Genomic DNA, 15,782 nt, shown 5'->3' with positions numbered 1-15,782 from the left:
AGCAAGCGGCCCATCCTTCGAGACAGCGCTGTCGCGCTTCCTCAGGATGAGGAGGGGCATTGGAAAGTGCACTGATCCTGCACGCCGTCGCGGTCCCGTCAACCGAACCAGCGTTTCAGCCAGCGGCGGAACCCGCTTGTGACGTCGCTCGCGCGGCGGTGGGCGCTGGCGCGGGCCTGTTCGGCGCTGTCGCCGACATCGTCCATGAAGTCGTCGATGCCGTCGACCATGGGGTCGATCCGGCTTTTCTTGAAGGCATTGACGGTCTTGATGATCAGGTAGGCCAGAACCACCAGCACCACGATGAACAGGATATTGAACCAGGGGATCAGGAAAACATCCGGGCCGGAGACGACCTCGATGCTGATGGCGTTGGGAAAGATCGTGAACAGTTCCAGTCGCCACCCATAATGGGTGACCGCAATCCAGACATCGTCGCTTTTCTTGGCCAGATCCTGCGCCTGGGCGGTGATGTTGCTGCTGTCGAACTTGAAATAGGGCGGCCAGCCCCAGTCGGTGTCCTCATTGCGGTAGACCCTCGGCTTGCCGTTGGGCCAGACCGTGTTGATGAAGCGGACGTCCCGGGTCCAGTTCTTGTTGGTGCCCGCGTCAGGCGCGGCCCAGAAGAGGGACGATGCACCGATGTCCATGCGTTTGACGTCCGTGCCGACGATCCGCACCACGTCGCGGCCGGGCAAAGTGTAGTGGAGGAAAGCGACAAGGATCAGCAGGAGCGGAATGCCGATTATCCATTTGATCCACTTCATCGCGCGCCGTCCTCACCGTCTCGTTCTCTGGGGATAGCACCCCACGGACCCATGTTCCTGCCAAAGCCGTAGTCAGCCTGGTCTTCCTCCGCCATGCCGGCCTCCGGGCCGAACAGTTCCAGCCGCGTGCCGACCTTGTCGACCATATATTCTTCCGCCAGGAACTGGGCCGCATAGACCTTCTTGGCCTCGCTCCAGGTGCGGTAATGGTCGTAGAAGGCGTCCTTGTGACAAATGAAAAGCTGGCGGAAGTCAAGCGGCGTCAATTCGGCCAGCAGCATGTTGACCAGGTTCATGTCGCGGTGATTGCGCGAGCGCAGCAGGTAGAAGTAAGCCGCGTTTTCCGGTTCCACCCAGAGTTTTTCGGGTTTCAGGTCCAGCCGCTGCACGATCTCGTTGAGCGCATGATACTCGGCCGGAAGCTGCTGGTGATATTTGCGTCGGAGCGCGCGCAGGTCGCGCCGCGAGACATCCGACAGGTCCTCGCCCTGGCTGGCGGCGGTGTCGATGACGATGAAGTCGAGTTTCTGTTTCAACAGGCTCCTGGCAACGCCGCCGCCTGCGTCGAGGATCGGCTCCACTAGCTGGTTGCGGTTCAGGAAATCGGCGACCTCATAGCGGTCTTCCAGACTGAAGAGATGCTTCACCGGCAGGTCGACGACGACGTCCATGCGTTTGGAGGCAATGCAGGCGGTTTCCTTGACATCTCGGAAGATATACAGCCCGCCGAAGTGGGACGTGTAGAAGTTGCCCTGCTCATAGCTTTTGGAGCTGATGGACAAGGGTGTGCGGATGATGTCGCCGGTGTGCTTGGAGAGTTCGATCATCTCCGCAATCAGGACATCGTCCCACCAGCCATCCGGCTCGCTCATGAACGCCTCGATCTTGTCGGCCAGTTCCTCGCCCGCCTCTGAATGTCCGCCGACGGTATCGGCCTCCACCTCGATGGCCCGGATATAGAAAAGATCCTGCGGCGAGGAGATGGAATAGATCGAGTTGACCAGTTCCCCGACCACACAATCGCGGATCGACAGGGCAAAGAGCTGCTCTTCGTTGTCCTCGATGAAGCGTTTCAGGATCGAACGGGAGGTGGAGAACCGGGCGTTCAGCAGCGGTCCTGTCTTCTGCTCGATCGACAGCAGGATGAATTGCCGGTTGCAGCCATGGGGGTTGAGGTAATGAACGTCGTCCAGCTCGTCGCCGATCTCGGGCGAATAGCCGGAGATGTCGATGTGAAAGGCCTCAAGTGCCGTCCGCTTGCCGGTCAGATGTTCCAGCGCGCGGTTGTAGCGGGCGACCATGGATGGTGAGGACACCTCGTAAAGGTTGCCGAACATCAAGCCATGTTTGACGAGCCTCATCATCGGCGCGTGATTTCCATGTAACGGCGTTTGGCTTCTTCCATGCGCTGCATCTCGCGCACGGCGTTCTCGATGGCAACCTCGTCGGACTTGTCCGCATAGCGGAACTCGCTGTCCGCATAGCGGTTGATTTCCTGAATGACCATGTTGACGGTGATCGGCTGCGCCAGGTCGGCGATCATCGCCTTCTTGGTCTCGTAATCCTTGAACAGGAACAGCTCGGGATCTTCCATCCATTCGTCCGGCAGTTCGAAATCCATCGCCCGCACCTTCACCGCATCGGTGATGTTCTTGATCGCGCGGCCGGTGAAACGTTCGTCCGCCTGCTGGATGGCTTTCAGGTAGGTGCCGAGCTTGGCGATGGTGTTAAGGTCCCCGATATCCGACTGCACTGCGTCAAACACCTTGATCAAGGCGTCTTCCTGTGGCCGCGAGTGGCGGTCGTAGGACGCGGCAACTGCCTTCTTCAGGGCCTGTGCTTCGAAAAGGTCATGGTCGCCGACCGGGATCGAGTGGTTCTTGCCCATCAGCAGATGCAGGATGTCGATGTAGTCCTCGCGGGTCTGCGGACCGTCGACCAGAAAGCGGGCCCCCGCGCGCTGGCGCAGAGCATCGTCGACGTTTTCCGGATAGTTGGAGAACATGCCGAAGGTGCAGTTGCCGCGCACCACGGTGTTGGCTCCGGCGAAGCTTTCCATCAGGACAGCGGTGATTTCCAGCTGCCCGGCGGAGGACTGGCGGTCGCCGCGCTTGCCGGCAAGCTGGTCGATGTCGTCGATGGTGCCGAAGCCGATCACATTCGGGTCGGTGACGTTGCGGATGAAGGCCTTGGCGTTCTGGGCCGACTTGCCCTGGTAGCTGTCGATGCTCTCGGTGGAGAGGTTCTGGTAGCGGAACGGATAACCGGCGACCTGGCAATAGTCGTTGACCAAACCGGCCATCATCTGGATCAAGGTGGTCTTGCCGGTGCCCGGCTTGCCGTCACCCATGAAGGTGAAGATGAAGCCGCCGAGCTCCGCGAACGGGTTGAGCTTGCGGTCGAAATCATAGGCCATCAGCATCTTGGCAAGTTTCATCGCTTGGTATTTGGCGATGTGGTTGCCGACGACTTCTTCCGGTTTCTTGAACGCCATGGCGAGCGTCGTGGAGCGCGCGCGCGCGGAGGGCGTAAAGCCGGTGATCTCGAAATTGTCCGCTTCCACCCGGTAGCGGCTTTGCGAGAACGGATGCAATACGCTGACGCCTTCCGCGCGCAGCGTTACCTTTTCCATCAGCTGTTCGCAGAAGGAGGTGACCAGACCGATGAGCTGGGCGTCGGCTTCAATCGCGGCGGCGGCAATTTCCTGGTCCAGCTCCCAAAGGACGCCATGAAGCGCAAGCTGGTCGTTGTCGAACAGAATTTCCTCGACCTCACCGCTCTGGATGTCGATCTCACCGGCGTCGGTCGAGAGACCGGACAAGAGGAAATCGGTCATGTTGGCGAAGACATGAAGCGCGATCATGGCCGTTGCCGACAAGAGGTCCTGGAACCGCACCTTCTGCGAGGCGTCCAGAGTTCCGGAAAGATTGGCGCGTTTCAGCTCGGCAAGGCCGCTCTGTTCGGCAAACTGGTCGGCGGTCACCTGGGCAACAGCCAGCGCCCGGCGCAGGGACTGGAGGACGCTGGCCTGGGTCGGCGTGGTCAGGGCGTCGTCGTCACAATCCAGGATGCGGGCCGAAAGCTGCACGCCTTCCGGACGGGCGGTGGAGCGTGTAACGAGGCCGGGCGTCGTGGAGCGGAAACGACGGCGGGCACCAAGTCCGGGGGAGCGCTCCTGGGCAACTGGGGCTTCGGATTTCCTGGCGATACGGGGCGTGTGGTCGAACCCCTGCAGCATCGCTTCCGCAAAGACGTATTTCTCGCGGATCTTGTCTTCTTTGAGTTCCATGAGATCGTTGGAAAGGGTCACGCGGAAAACCTATTTGTAACTGAGGATCTTGCCCGAAGGGCTGACGGCATATTTGCGGATGTTGGCAAAGCCCGGCGGGTTGCGCTCTTCCAGGACCTGATAGGGCCGCTGGGGCAAAATGAGCGACCGCTGCTGGTGGCTATGGCCGGCCACGTCCTGCGACGCGGGGCTTTGGGCCGACAGCGGATCGAGCTGGTAGATCTGCCGCTCGACGGACGAGAAAAAGCCGGCGGATTCGAACTCTGAGCCGGAGGCCACCAGCGTCTCGGTCGTCCAGGCAAGAGCCCAGTCCTCACCCGGCTTGCCGGCGACTTCGGCCAGCACATCGCGCAACGGTCCGGACTGCTGGGTGAACGTGTGGCTGTACATCGGGCCCAGAAAGAACCGGCGCAGGCGTTTTGGGTGCAGGTCGTCGAAGTCGCGGTCGAAACCACGCGCGATCGTCACCAGCTTGAGCGAGGCAGCGGATTGCGCGGTCAGGTGGCTCTGGACACGCGGCCAGCGGCGTTCGTCCTTGGCCAAGGGCCACTTGCCGCTATCTTCCAGGTCGAGAATGTAGATCAGCGGAATGTTCTGCTGGCTGTCGTAAACCGCCCAGTGCAGCCGGTACAGACGCCGGTTGTCTGCGACGTTGCCCATCCAGGCCAGACGCGGGTCATTCCGCGCCCAGAACAGTGCCCCCTTGGCGAGTTCCTCATAATACTGGCGCTGAGAGGCGGCAAATTGCAGGTTGGTCGGCGACGACTGCTCGCGCAGGATATGGTTGACCATTTCCAGCTTCAGCTCGCGCATCGTCGGCAGCGAGCGCAAATGCTTGTCCGCCTGCATGGCGTCATTCGCCATCTGCAGCAGCTCCTGATAGATCGGGAAGCCGCTGTCCTGCCGGTCGATGTTCAGGAGCGAGGGCAGCATGTCCGAGACGCGGCCCGCCAGAAGGTATTTGTAGGAAAGCGCCGTAAAGGTGCCCGACAGCGCTTCCAGATATTCCTTCAGAATCGGAATTTCCGTCGGAAGCGCCGTGTTCTCGTTGATGACGCTTTCCGCGACGCCCTGCAAATGCGAGATGATCCGCTCGAACTTGGCGAAGTAGCGCCGTGTTTCATGCGCTTCTTCCAGGGTTCTGTGGTCCAGGGTCAGATCCACCGTTCAGACCCTCAGGCCCCGTACGTGTTCTTGTCGTGCTTCTCGACGATCTGCTGGAAGCGTCGGGCGAAGCGCTCGTCCGACTTGGCCTTTTCTTCCAGCACCTTGCGGGCGAACACCATGTGATCCTCGTGGGCCTCCATCATGTCGGCCATGCGCTGGTTGGTTGCCGAGCCGATGGCCGCCATCGCGGACTGGGCTTCCTTGTCGGTAGCGACGCCGATCTCGTTGATCTTGTGGGCAATGTCCTGTTGCTGCGCCGTCTTGAGCGACTTCACAAGCGCATCGTAGAGCACGACGCGCTGCTTGGTGTCCGTCTGCAGCTTGTTGATCAGCACCATCTGGGTGGCTGCCTGGTTCTGCAGGCTGTCGACCCAGGTCTTGCCCTTTTCTATGTAACGTTCCAGCGTCTGGCTTTCGGCAAGCTTGACCTGTTCTTCCTGGGCAAGGCGGTTGTATTCGGCGTTCATCGCGGCAAGCTGGCTTTCCAGCTTGGTGCGCGTGGCCGCGTCGGTTTCCATGGAAATCTTGTTTTCCAGTGCAATCACGTCCGGATCCATCGCGATCAGCTTGGCCTTGATCTCTTCCAGCGTGCTGACGGTCTGTTCGCGCTGGGCCAGCGTCTCGCTGAGGTTGGCTTCCACGCGCTTGGAATGTTCGTTCAGCGTGCTGAGCTGTTCCTGCAACAACTGGCCGATGACATTGGATTTGGAAATCAGGTCCTGCAGCTTGTCGTCGATGCTGGCGGAGCGCATGCGTTCCTGGCGGATGCTGTCGGAGCGCTGCTTGGAAAAGATGCCGATGAAGTTTTCCCATCCGGTCTTCGTGCGCATGGCATCGAAGTCCTTGGAAAAGGTTGCGGTGACATCGTCAAGACCCATGATCAGCTCGGCGATATTGGCGCCCATGAGCTCGGTGTGCTTGTGCACATCGTCCAGGGACGCGTTCTCGATGTCGATTGAAATATCCTGGCCGGTGTCCAGTTTGGACTTTGCAGTTTCGATCTTCGAGGTCAGCTCGTCGATCTTCTGCCTTGCGGCGGCCACTTCCTTTTTCGATTTTTCAATCTGAGCGCTGAAATCCGCCATGTGCCCCTTCCGGATAAAATCTTTGTAATGTGGTTCTTATTTAGCAAGTCTTCGTGGAAATACAATTACAACGCGCCTGCCGATGCGTCATGACACTGGTTGCTTGCCGAGGCAAGTGGCCATGCTCAGCGGCACGCACCTTTGTGTGCACACGGGGCGGATAAGGCAGACCCTGCAAATTTCGCCGTCTGGCAGTGCTGCTATGAGCTGGCGACGGCTTAAAGAGCCTCGGCCACTTGTCTGCTTGAGCGGAATCGGATTGGCTGCGGGCCAAGGTGTATATGAACGCCAATGTGCACCGATCAGACAGCGTTCCGTTTTCCAATTGACTGATATCCTTGGGGAAATTTCTTCCGTCATTCGCTGCGAAGCGGATTTTTGATTGACGTATGTCAGAATGCTGCGCGACATTGTCTCCTTGTCGGTCAGAAGGCGTCCGGTCGGTTCCGGGTGGATGCAAAGGCGCTGATCGGCGCCAGAGGTATTGGAACATCTTGTCTGCGGTCATGAGAGCGCGGGATGGTCCGGGAGACGTGATGGTCAAGCCAACCGTACACGATATTGCCCGTGAGGCCGGGGTCAGCCTGTCGACTGTCGACCGGGTTTTGAACGGACGCGCGGATGTGCGCCCGAAAAACGCGGAACGGGTCAAGGAAGCTGTCCGCAAGCTCGGCTATGTGCGCGATACCCATGCGGCCAATCTTGCCAGGCAGCGCCAGTATAAGTTCGTGTTCGTGTTGCCCGAAGGCCCCAATCATTTTGTCGAGACGCTGGTGGCGGCGGTCGAGGAGGCATCCGGCGCGCAGGTGGCGGACCGGGCCGATGTCAGCGTGCTGCTGGTCAACGCTGCCGACCCGCATGCGGTCGTCGACCGGCTGAAGACCCTGGACCTGTCCGAACTGGACGGCGTTGCCATCATGGTTCCGGAAACCCCGCAGGTGCGCGATGCCATTGCGCATATCAAGAGTGCGGGTGTCTATGTGGTTGCGCTGGTGTCGGATCTGCCGAACTCCAGATGCCACTATTTTGCCGGTGTCGACAATTTCTCCGCCGGCAAGACGGCCGGGGCGCTTCTGGGCAAGTTCCTGCGCAACGAGACCGGCAGCATCCTGGTGGTGACCAATTCCATGGTGGCGCGCGACAGCATCGAACGGCGCTTCGGTCTGGACGAGGTGCTGTCGCGGGACTATCCGCAGCTGAAAACCCTGCCGACCATCGAGTTCTATGATGATCCGGACCGGATCCACGAGACGCTGGACCATGCGCTCAAGGCCCATCCGGAGCTGAAGGCAATCTATTCCATGGGGTCGGGCAATGCGGCCATGCTGGACGCGCTGCGCGAACATGGTGTTGCCGGACGCTTCGTGGTGATTGCCCACGACCTGACGCCGGTGACGCGGCAGGCTCTCGCCGACGGCGAGCTCGATGCGGTCATCGCCCAGAATGTGGGGCACCTTGTGCGCAGTGCCCTGCGGGTCTTGCGGGCCAAATGCGACGGCACGGACATCTACGAGGCGCAGGAAAAGATCCGGATCGAGATCATCATGCGCGAAAACCTCTATTGAGGCCTCGTTCCTCGTCAAAGGAGACAACTCCCGAAAGATAAGTGAATTCAATGGAGTGCGGCGTTCCTGCCGCTTGAATTGCCTATTGGTGATGTCAAAAAGAAAGACGTATGTCAGTTTTTCGATTGACGTGACATACGTATGTCACATAGCGTGAGCCTGCACTTGGAGGAGTGCTGCGGTCCGGCAGGCGCCGGCGCGCGACCATTCGGGAGGACTTCACCCATGAAAACTGCGAAACTTCTCGCGGCGACCGCTCTTGTTGCGGTCAGCGGACTATCTGTTTCCAATGCTCAGGCCGATGAGCTGACCCTGTGCTGGGCGGCCTGGGATCCGGCCAACGCGCTGGTCGAGCTGTCGAAGGAATTCGAGGCCGAATACGGCCACACCATGAAATTCGAATTCGTGCCCTGGCCGAATTTCGCCGACCGCATGCTGAACGAGCTCAATTCCGGCGGCAAACTGTGCGATCTGCTGATCGGCGATAGCCAGTGGATCGGCGGCGGTGCGGAAAACGGCCATTACGTCAAGTTGAACGACTTCTTCGAAAAGGAAGGCATCAGCATGGACGATTTCGCCCCGGCGACCGTCTATGCCTATTCCACTTGGCCCAAGGGTGAGCCGAACTACTACGCACTGCCGGCCATGGGCGATGCCAACGGCTGGTTCTACCGCAAGGACTGGTTCGAGAAGCCGGACATCCAGGCGGCCTTCAAGGAAAAGCACGGCCGCGATCTGGCGCCGCCCAAGACCCAGGCCGAACTGCTTGAGATCGCCCAGTTCTTCCAGGGGCGCGAGATTGACGGTCAGACCCGTTACGGAGCGTCCATCTTCACCGAGCGCGGCTCGGAAGGCATCACCATGGGCGCGACCAGCGCGCTTTATCCGTTCGGTTTCAAGTATGAAATGACGCCGGGCAAATACGACATGGAAGGCGCGGTCAACTCGCCCGAAGCCGTCGCAGGTCTGGAGTTCTACAAGGAACTTTACAAGACCGGCACGCCTCCGGGATACACCGACAGCTACATGGAACAGTCGCTTGATGCCTTCAAGTCGGGCCAGGTGGCCATGGCCATGAACTGGTTTGCCTTCTTCCCCGGCCTTTATGCCGATCCGGATGTGGGCGGCGACAAGATCGGCTTCTTCGTCAATCCCGGCCAGAACCGGGAAGCCTCGACGCTAGGCGGGCAGGGCATCTCCGTGGTGGCCTATTCCGACAAGCAGGACGCGGCGCTCGACTACATCAAGTGGTTCGCCCAGCCGAGCGTTCAGAAGAAATGGTGGGATCTCGGCGGCTATTCCTGCCATGTCAGCGTGCTCAACGATCCGAGCTTCCCCGACAGCGCGCCGTTTGCGTCCGACTTCCTTCTGGCCATGGATAACGTCATGGATTTCTGGCAGGAGCCGGCTTACGCCGAATTGCTGTTGGCGATGCAAAAGCGACTTCATGACTATGTGGTCGCCGATCAGGGAACCGCACAGGAAGCGCTCGACAAGCTGATCGAGGACTGGACCGAAACCTTCGAGGACGAAGGCAAGCTCTGAGGGCTCCAGGCAAACCCTGCCGGCACATGGAGTGTTGTCAGGGTTTGACCTGCTCCCGGCTCCAGCGGACAGCCCGCCTTCTCGCGGGCTGTCACACCCCGAAAGCTCCGGCCGGTCCGGCCGGCGCTTTCCGGAACCGTTTCTCACAAAGAGCGTCTCATGGCCGACACCCCGATAGACCGAGTAGCAAAGGCAACGCCGCCCACCGTTGCCGCCAAAATCCGAGGGCTTTCCGACCGCACGATTGCCTGGCTTTTTGTCGCCCCGACAATCTTCCTGCTGCTGGCGGTCAACATCTTTCCGCTGATCTGGACGATCAATCTCAGCTTCACGAATTTCCGGGCCAACCGGCCCACGCGGGATGTCGAATATGTTGGCTTGCGCAACTATGAGCGCATCCTGACGGACGGCGACATCTGGCTGACCATGCAGGCAACGGCGCATTTCCTGTTCTGGACCATCGCTCTGCAGGTGCTGATCGGCTTCACACTGGCCTGGCTGATCAACCGGAAATTCAAGGGCAACGATCTTTGGACCACGCTCATCGTGCTGCCGATGATGTTGTCGCCGGCGGTTGTCGGCAACTTCTGGACCTTTCTCTATCAGCCGCAGATCGGTCTCTTCAATTACGGCGTGTCGTTCTTCACCGGGATCGATCCGGCCTCTTTCCAGATGATCGGCGACGTGGCACTCGCGCCCTGGGCCATCGTGATCGTCGATACCTGGATGTGGACGCCCTTCGTGATGCTCATCTGTCTGGCGGGCCTGCGATCGATCCCGGACTATATCTACGAGGCCGCGGAGATCGACCGGGCCAGCAAGTGGCGCCAGTTCTGGACCATCACCGTGCCCATGGTGCTGCCGTTCCTCATGCTGGCCGTCCTGTTCCGCGGCATCGAAAACTTCAAGATGTTCGATCTGGTGGTGCAGCTCACCGGGGGCGGGCCTGGCTCGGTCACCGAGCTGACCTCCATCAACCTGAAGCGTGAAGCCTTCGAGAAATGGCGCACGGGCTATGCCTCTGCCTATGCGATCATCCTGTTCGTGACCGTCTTCGGCCTCGCCTCGATCTACGTCAAAGCCCTGAACAAGGTGAAGGAAAGATGAGCAGCTATTCCATCACAGAACCGTCTTCGCGGCAGAAGTGGGTGGCCGGAACGCTGGTCATCGCCTACGCGGTCATCACCCTCTTGCCGCTGGTCTGGATCCTGACAACAGGTTTCAAGTCGCCGGTCGATGCGATTGCCTATCCGCCGAAGGTGCTCTTCGAGCCGTCGCTGGAAGGCTATGTCAATCTCTTCACCACCCGCACCCGGGTGTCGCCGGAACAGCTTCAGGCGCTGCCGCCGCCAGCCACCTGGTACGAGGAGATCGTGCGCAACCGCGACATGGTGATCGCAGGTCCCTCCCGTTACGGTGAAAGGTTCCTGAATTCGGTCATCATCGGCTTCGGCTCCACCTTCCTGTCGGTGTTCCTGGGAACACTCGCCGCCTATGCCTTTTCCAGGTTCAAGGTGCCGCTGAAGGACGATCTTCTGTTCTTCATCCTGTCGACCAGGATGATGCCGCCGATCGCGGTCGCGATCCCGATCTTCCTGATGTTCCGCACGCTCGGGCTGTCGGACACGCACCTGGGCATGATCCTGCTTTATACCGCGGTCAATATCTCGCTGGCGGTCTGGCTGCTGAAAGGCTTCATCGACGAGATCCCGCGAGAATATGAGGAAGCGGCGCTGATCGACGGCTACACCCGCTTCCAGGCCTTCTACAAGGTGGTGCTGCCACAGGCGGCAACGGGCATCGCGTCGACGGCGATCTTCTGTCTGATCTTCTCGTGGAACGAATATGCGTTCGCGGTGCTGCTGACCTCCGGTACGGCCCAGACGGCCCCGCCCTTCATTCCAACCATCATCGGTGTCGGCGGCCAGGACTGGCCGGCGGTCGCAGCGGGGGCAACCCTGTTCCTGGTGCCGGTCATGGTGTTCACCATCCTGCTTCGCAAACATCTGCTGCGCGGCATCACCTTCGGAGCGGTCCGCAAATGATCAGCGATTTCATGAGCGGCCTCGTCCGCCTGCGCCGCGGGTCCTGGGAAATGCTCGCATCTTTTCTGATCGCCATCGGGGTGATCATGCTGATGCAGCCGGTCTTCCTGTGGGCCTACACCTACTCCTTCATCGTCACGCTGACCGGAACAGTCATGTTCATCATCGTCAGCCACTTTCCGGAGTGACTGTCTTGGCAGAGATCGTAATCAGAAATCTTCGGAAGGATTTCGGCGACTTCACCGCCGTGCAGTCGTCTTCCTTCAAGATCGAGGACGGTGAGTTCTTCATGCTTCTGGGGCCGTCCGGCTGCGGCAAGACCACCACCTTGCGCATGATCGCCGGCCTGGAGCTGCCGACATCGGGCGAGATCTATATCGACGGCGAGGAGGTCGGCCAGCGGCCGGCCAGCCAGCGGGACATTGCCTTCGTCTTCCAGATGTTCGCGCTCTATCCGCACATGAATGTGCGCAAGAACATCTCCTATCCTCTTGTCAGCCAGGGCATGCCGAAAAGCCAGGTGGCCGAGAAGGTGGCGGAAGTCGCCCGCATTCTCGGCATAACCGACATTCTCGACCGGCCGGTGGGTGGGCTCTCCGGCGGCGACCGTCAGCGGGTCGCTCTCGGCCGGGCCATCGTCCGCGATCCCAAGGCCTTCATGATGGACGAGCCGCTGGGGGCGCTGGACGCGGAGTTCCGGGAGCATATGGCCGAGGAACTGCGGGCCCTGCATGACCGCATGGGCGCCACCACGGTCTATGTCACCCATGACCAGCTGGAAGCCATGCAGATGGGCGACAAGATCGTGGTGATGAACCACGGGGTGATCGAGCAGTTCGGCACGCCGCAGGATATCTACGACAAACCGGCGACCATGTTCGTTGCCGACTTCATCGGTTCGCCGCCGATGAACTTCCTGCGCTTCCACGGCGAAGTCCATGCCGGGTCGTCTAGGGTGAAGATGCATCACGAGGAACTGGAGGTGCCGCGCCTGATGGAACCCTTCGAGGGCGACATGGTCTTCGGCATTCGCCCGGAGCACATCACGCTCAGCGACAGCGGTTCCTTCCGGGGCGAGGTCATGGCCGCCGAATATCTCGGCACCACGCAGATCGTGACAATGAAGACGCCCTCCGGCGAGTTGAAAGCCCGCATTCCATCGGACCAGCCCGTTCGCGCGGGAGAATTCGCCGGTCTGGAGTTCAACGGGTCCACGGTCACGCTGTTCGACAACCAGTCGGGCCGGGCGCTGCGGTCGGAGTTGAACGAGGGAGTGCTTGCCCATGGCTGAAGTCAGGCTATCCGGCCTCACCAAAAGGTTCGGCGATACGCTCGCCGTCAATCAGGTCAGCATGAACATTCCCAACGGCGCTTTTGTCACGCTGCTGGGGCCGACAGGGGCCGGCAAGACCACCATCCTGCGTCTGATCGCCGGGCTGGAACAGCCGGATGAGGGCGATGTCGTCATTGCCGGGCGTTCCGTTGTCAAAGATACGCCCGCGCAGCGCAACGTTGCCATGGTGTTTCAGCAGTATTCCCTCTATCCGCACATGAGCGTGCGCGAGAACCTGGCCTTTCCGCTGCGCTCGCCCTTGCTGAAGACACCGGAGGACGAGATCGACCGCAAGGTTGCCGAAGTGGCCGAGGTCCTTCGCATCTCGCACAAGCTGGCCAACAAGGCGACCAACCTTTCCGGTGGTGAGATGCAGCGCGTGTCCATCGGCCGCGCGCTGGTACGCGATCCGTCCATCTATCTGATGGACGAGCCGCTGTCCTCGCTCGACGCCAAGCTGCGCTCGGATCTGCGCATCGAGCTGAAGCGCATCCAGGAGAGCCTCGGGGCCACGCTGCTTTACGTGACCCACGACCAGATCGAGGCGATGACCATGGCCACCCATGTGGGAGTTCTCGATCGTGGTGGGCTTGTGCAGTTCGGGTCTCCGCGCGAGATCTATGAGAACCCGGTCAATCTTTATGTCGCCGGACGGCTGGGCCAGCCGCGCATCAACGTCCTGCCGGCCGATATCTTTGCCGGAGCACCGAGCGGCGCCAAGACCATCGGCCTGCGCCCGGAGCATATCACGCAGGGCGAAGGCAAGGTTTCGCAAGTGCGCCGCGTCGAGCATCTGGGCGATCAGACCCGGCTGCATCTTTCGCTCGATGGACATTCCGTCGTAACGCTGTCAGACAGCCACACCGCTCTTGAGCCTGGCGACACGCTCGCCATTCAACCACGCAATCCGCTTTTCTTCGACGCCAGCGGCGCTCGCATTTCCTGAGGAGACGGGACATGAAGCAATTCATCAATACCAAGGAAACGCTCGTCACCGAAGCGATTGACGGCATGTTGCGCACGGCCGGCGGGCGGCTTGCCCGGCTTGACGGCTATCCGCATATCAAGGTGGTCGTGCGCACCGACTGGGACAAATCGAAGGTGGCTCTGGTGTCCGGCGGCGGTTCCGGCCACGAGCCGAGCCATGCCGGTTTCGTCGGCCAGGGCATGCTGACGGCGGCCGTCTGCGGCGAAGTGTTTGCCTCGCCTTCCGTGGATGCGGTGCTGGCGGGCATTCTGGCCGTCACCGGCAAGGCTGGCTGCCTGCTGATCGTCAAGAACTACACCGGCGACCGGCTGAACTTCGGTCTGGCCGCCGAGCGGGCCCGCTCCTTCGGACTGAAGGTCAACATGGTGATCGTCGACGACGACGTTGCCCTGCCGGACCTGCCGCAGGCGCGCGGTGTCGCCGGCACGCTGTTCGTGCACAAGATCGCCGGAGCGCTTGCCGATCAGGGTGCGGATCTGGAAACCATCACGGAGGCCGCCAGGAAAACCATCGGCGGTGCGATTTCCATCGGCATGTCGCTGGACACCTGCACGGTGCCGGGATCGCCCAAGGAAGACCGCATTGCACACGGCAAGGCGGAACTCGGACTTGGCATTCACGGCGAGGCGGGGATCGAGCAGGTCGACTATTCCAACGCCCGCGCGGCCATGGCCATGGTGGTGGACCGGCTGGCGCCGAACCTCTCGCCCGGACCGCATGTGGCGATCCTCAACAATCTGGGCAGCACGACGCCGCTGGAAATGTCGGTGCTTCTGGAAGAACTCACGGCTTCGCGCATCGGCAGCCAGATCCGCTGGGTCATCGGCCCGGCGGCGATGATGACCTCGCTCGACATGCATGGGTTCTCCGTGTCGCTGCTGCCGGTCGGCAAGACCGAAGAAGCCTTGCTGCAGGCCCCGGTCGCGCCCTGGGCATGGCCCGGCTGCCTTGCGCTTGGCGCAGTGTCCGTGCTGCCGCTACCGGACGGCCTGACGCCGATCCAGCCGCTGCCGTCCAAGAACCCGGAGACGCGGAAGTTCATCGAGCGCTGCTGCGATATCCTGATCGCCGCCGAGGACGACCTCAATGCGCTCGACGCCAAGTCGGGCGACGGCGACACCGGCAGCACGCTTGCCACCGCCGCCCGGGCGCTGGTGAAGGCGCTCGACCGGCTGCCGCTGGCGGATCTCACCCAGCTCTACCGGGCCATCGGGCTGGAACTCAGCCAGACCATGGGCGGGTCTTCCGGGGTGCTGCTGGCGATCTTCTTTGCCGCTGCGGGCGATGCGTCGTCCAGCGGGCGCGGGGCCATCGGAGCCCTGAAGGCCGGTCTTGACCGGATCATGCAGGTGGGCGGCGCCCAGCCGGGCGACCGCACCATGATCGACGCGCTGCTGCCGGCACTGAATGCGCTGGAAAACGGTATCGAGGCTGCGGCGAGCGAGGCCCGTCAGGGGGCGGATGCGACGTCGCGGATCACGCGGGCACGCGCGGGCAGGGCGTCTTATGTCTCCGAGGCCAGCCTCTCCGGACACAACGATCCGGGCGCGGAAGCCGTTGCGCGGCTGTTCGAGCAATTGACCCTTTCTCCGGCCCTTACCTCCAAGTCCGCATAGGCCGGTTCCTGACCGGCGGGCCCGGCCTCAGCGCCAAGGCCCGCCGGTGCTTTCCCCGCTTTTTTCGCGGATGATTCTCCCTGCCGGTGAAGCTCCGGTTTTCAGGTTTTCTCAGGACTTTCACCGTCGCGGCACCCGCTCAGTGCCTTCGGCCTTTCCCCCCGGGAATACCCGAAACCTCAGCCCGCCTGCCTGACTTTTCCTTGCAGGATTTTGCAGGGTTGAGGATACCGGCGTTTTCTGTCCATTGTTCTTATCGGAAAGCCTTGCCTTCGGCGACGATCCATCACAAACTCCGGCAAATTTTACCGGATGTTGTGATGCTTTTGCGGCTGACCAGAATGTATAACTTTCCGAACGGCCGCGTGCATGCAAAGCTGAG

General features: G+C 61.0%; 13 protein-coding genes. 8 read left to right on the top strand and 5 right to left on the bottom strand.

Going from position 1 to position 15,782, the window contains the following annotated elements:
• Nucleotides 1-98: 98 nt before the first annotated feature.
• The 5 genes from SIAM614_RS19810 to SIAM614_RS19790 are packed head-to-tail and all read right to left on the bottom strand — an operon-like array spanning nt 99 to nt 6,308.
• Nucleotides 99-767, bottom strand: coding sequence for a DUF1523 family protein (locus SIAM614_RS19810; protein WP_006937285.1), 669 nt, complete (start codon nt 765-767; stop codon nt 99-101).
• Nucleotides 764-2,131 carry a DUF6638 family protein gene (locus SIAM614_RS19805; RefSeq protein ID WP_006937282.1) on the bottom strand — a complete coding sequence of 456 codons (1,368 nt, stop codon included), beginning with the start codon at nt 2,129-2,131 and terminating at the stop codon, nt 764-766. Before SIAM614_RS19805 ends, SIAM614_RS19810 begins: the two co-directional genes overlap by 4 nt.
• Nucleotides 2,128-4,077 carry an ATP-binding protein gene (locus SIAM614_RS19800; protein ID WP_006937280.1) on the bottom strand — a complete coding sequence of 650 codons (1,950 nt, stop codon included), beginning with the start codon at nt 4,075-4,077 and terminating at the stop codon, nt 2,128-2,130. The genes SIAM614_RS19805 and SIAM614_RS19800 overlap by 4 nt, the downstream gene beginning before the upstream one ends.
• Before the next feature lie 9 nt (nt 4,078-4,086).
• Nucleotides 4,087-5,220 carry a hypothetical protein gene (locus tag SIAM614_RS19795; protein ID WP_006937277.1) on the bottom strand — a complete coding sequence of 378 codons (1,134 nt, stop codon included), beginning with the start codon at nt 5,218-5,220 and terminating at the stop codon, nt 4,087-4,089.
• 11 nt (nt 5,221-5,231) lie between these two features.
• On the bottom strand, nt 5,232-6,308 hold the full coding sequence (locus tag SIAM614_RS19790) for a coiled-coil domain-containing protein (protein ID WP_006937274.1): 1,077 nt from the start codon (nt 6,306-6,308) through the stop codon (nt 5,232-5,234).
• A gap of 536 nt (nt 6,309-6,844) precedes the next feature.
• Here SIAM614_RS19790 and SIAM614_RS19785 point away from each other — a divergent pair.
• From SIAM614_RS19785 to SIAM614_RS19750, 8 genes are all read left to right on the top strand, one after another.
• Nucleotides 6,845-7,873 (top strand): LacI family DNA-binding transcriptional regulator, encoded by a 1,029-nt coding sequence (locus tag SIAM614_RS19785; protein ID WP_040440641.1) that lies wholly within the window; start codon nt 6,845-6,847, stop codon nt 7,871-7,873.
• Nucleotides 7,874-8,098: 225 nt separating this feature from the next.
• Nucleotides 8,099-9,418, top strand: a complete 1,320-nt coding sequence (locus SIAM614_RS19780; RefSeq protein ID WP_006937270.1) for an ABC transporter substrate-binding protein — start codon at nt 8,099-8,101, stop codon at nt 9,416-9,418.
• A gap of 159 nt (nt 9,419-9,577) precedes the next feature.
• Nucleotides 9,578-10,525 carry a carbohydrate ABC transporter permease gene (locus tag SIAM614_RS19775; RefSeq protein ID WP_006937268.1) on the top strand — a complete coding sequence of 316 codons (948 nt, stop codon included), beginning with the start codon at nt 9,578-9,580 and terminating at the stop codon, nt 10,523-10,525.
• On the top strand, nt 10,522-11,463 hold the full coding sequence (locus SIAM614_RS19770; protein WP_006937267.1) for a carbohydrate ABC transporter permease: 942 nt from the start codon (nt 10,522-10,524) through the stop codon (nt 11,461-11,463). The genes SIAM614_RS19775 and SIAM614_RS19770 overlap by 4 nt, the downstream gene beginning before the upstream one ends.
• On the top strand, nt 11,460-11,651 hold the full coding sequence (locus tag SIAM614_RS19765; RefSeq protein WP_006937260.1) for a hypothetical protein: 192 nt from the start codon (nt 11,460-11,462) through the stop codon (nt 11,649-11,651). The genes SIAM614_RS19770 and SIAM614_RS19765 overlap by 4 nt, the downstream gene beginning before the upstream one ends.
• A gap of 5 nt (nt 11,652-11,656) precedes the next feature.
• A complete protein-coding gene (locus SIAM614_RS19760) occupies nt 11,657-12,754 on the top strand; it encodes an ABC transporter ATP-binding protein (RefSeq protein WP_006937259.1) in 1,098 nt (365 codons plus the stop codon).
• Entirely contained in the window at nt 12,747-13,742 is a 996-nt protein-coding gene (locus SIAM614_RS19755) for an ABC transporter ATP-binding protein (protein ID WP_006937258.1), read from the top strand. Before SIAM614_RS19760 ends, SIAM614_RS19755 begins: the two co-directional genes overlap by 8 nt.
• Nucleotides 13,743-13,753: 11 nt before the next feature.
• Nucleotides 13,754-15,400 carry a dihydroxyacetone kinase subunit DhaK gene (locus tag SIAM614_RS19750; RefSeq protein ID WP_006937257.1) on the top strand — a complete coding sequence of 549 codons (1,647 nt, stop codon included), beginning with the start codon at nt 13,754-13,756 and terminating at the stop codon, nt 15,398-15,400.
• The last annotated feature ends 382 nt before the right edge of the window (nt 15,401-15,782 follow it).

The sequence above is a fragment of the Roseibium aggregatum IAM 12614 genome (assembly GCF_000168975.1).
Taxonomy (GTDB): domain Bacteria; phylum Pseudomonadota; class Alphaproteobacteria; order Rhizobiales; family Stappiaceae; genus Roseibium; species Roseibium aggregatum.
The sequence above is the reverse complement of the archived record's forward strand: the minus strand, read 5'-3'. Positions and strand labels throughout refer to the sequence as shown.

Excerpts from the sequence above, each read along its gene's own strand:
- SIAM614_RS19805 (WP_006937282.1), bottom strand. The coding sequence starts at position 2,131 with ATGATGAGGCTCGTCAAACATGGCTTGATGTTCGGCAACCTTTACGAG.
- SIAM614_RS19750 (WP_006937257.1), top strand. The coding sequence starts at position 13,754 with ATGAAGCAATTCATCAATACCAAGGAAACGCTCGTCACCGAAGCGATT.
- SIAM614_RS19785 (WP_040440641.1), top strand. The coding sequence starts at position 6,845 with ATGGTCAAGCCAACCGTACACGATATTGCCCGTGAGGCCGGGGTCAGC.
- SIAM614_RS19765 (WP_006937260.1), top strand. The coding sequence starts at position 11,460 with ATGATCAGCGATTTCATGAGCGGCCTCGTCCGCCTGCGCCGCGGGTCC.
- SIAM614_RS19755 (WP_006937258.1), top strand. The coding sequence starts at position 12,747 with ATGGCTGAAGTCAGGCTATCCGGCCTCACCAAAAGGTTCGGCGATACG.
- SIAM614_RS19770 (WP_006937267.1), top strand. The coding sequence starts at position 10,522 with ATGAGCAGCTATTCCATCACAGAACCGTCTTCGCGGCAGAAGTGGGTG.
- SIAM614_RS19810 (WP_006937285.1), bottom strand. The coding sequence starts at position 767 with ATGAAGTGGATCAAATGGATAATCGGCATTCCGCTCCTGCTGATCCTT.
- SIAM614_RS19780 (WP_006937270.1), top strand. The coding sequence starts at position 8,099 with ATGAAAACTGCGAAACTTCTCGCGGCGACCGCTCTTGTTGCGGTCAGC.
- SIAM614_RS19775 (WP_006937268.1), top strand. The coding sequence starts at position 9,578 with ATGGCCGACACCCCGATAGACCGAGTAGCAAAGGCAACGCCGCCCACC.
- SIAM614_RS19790 (WP_006937274.1), bottom strand. The coding sequence starts at position 6,308 with ATGGCGGATTTCAGCGCTCAGATTGAAAAATCGAAAAAGGAAGTGGCC.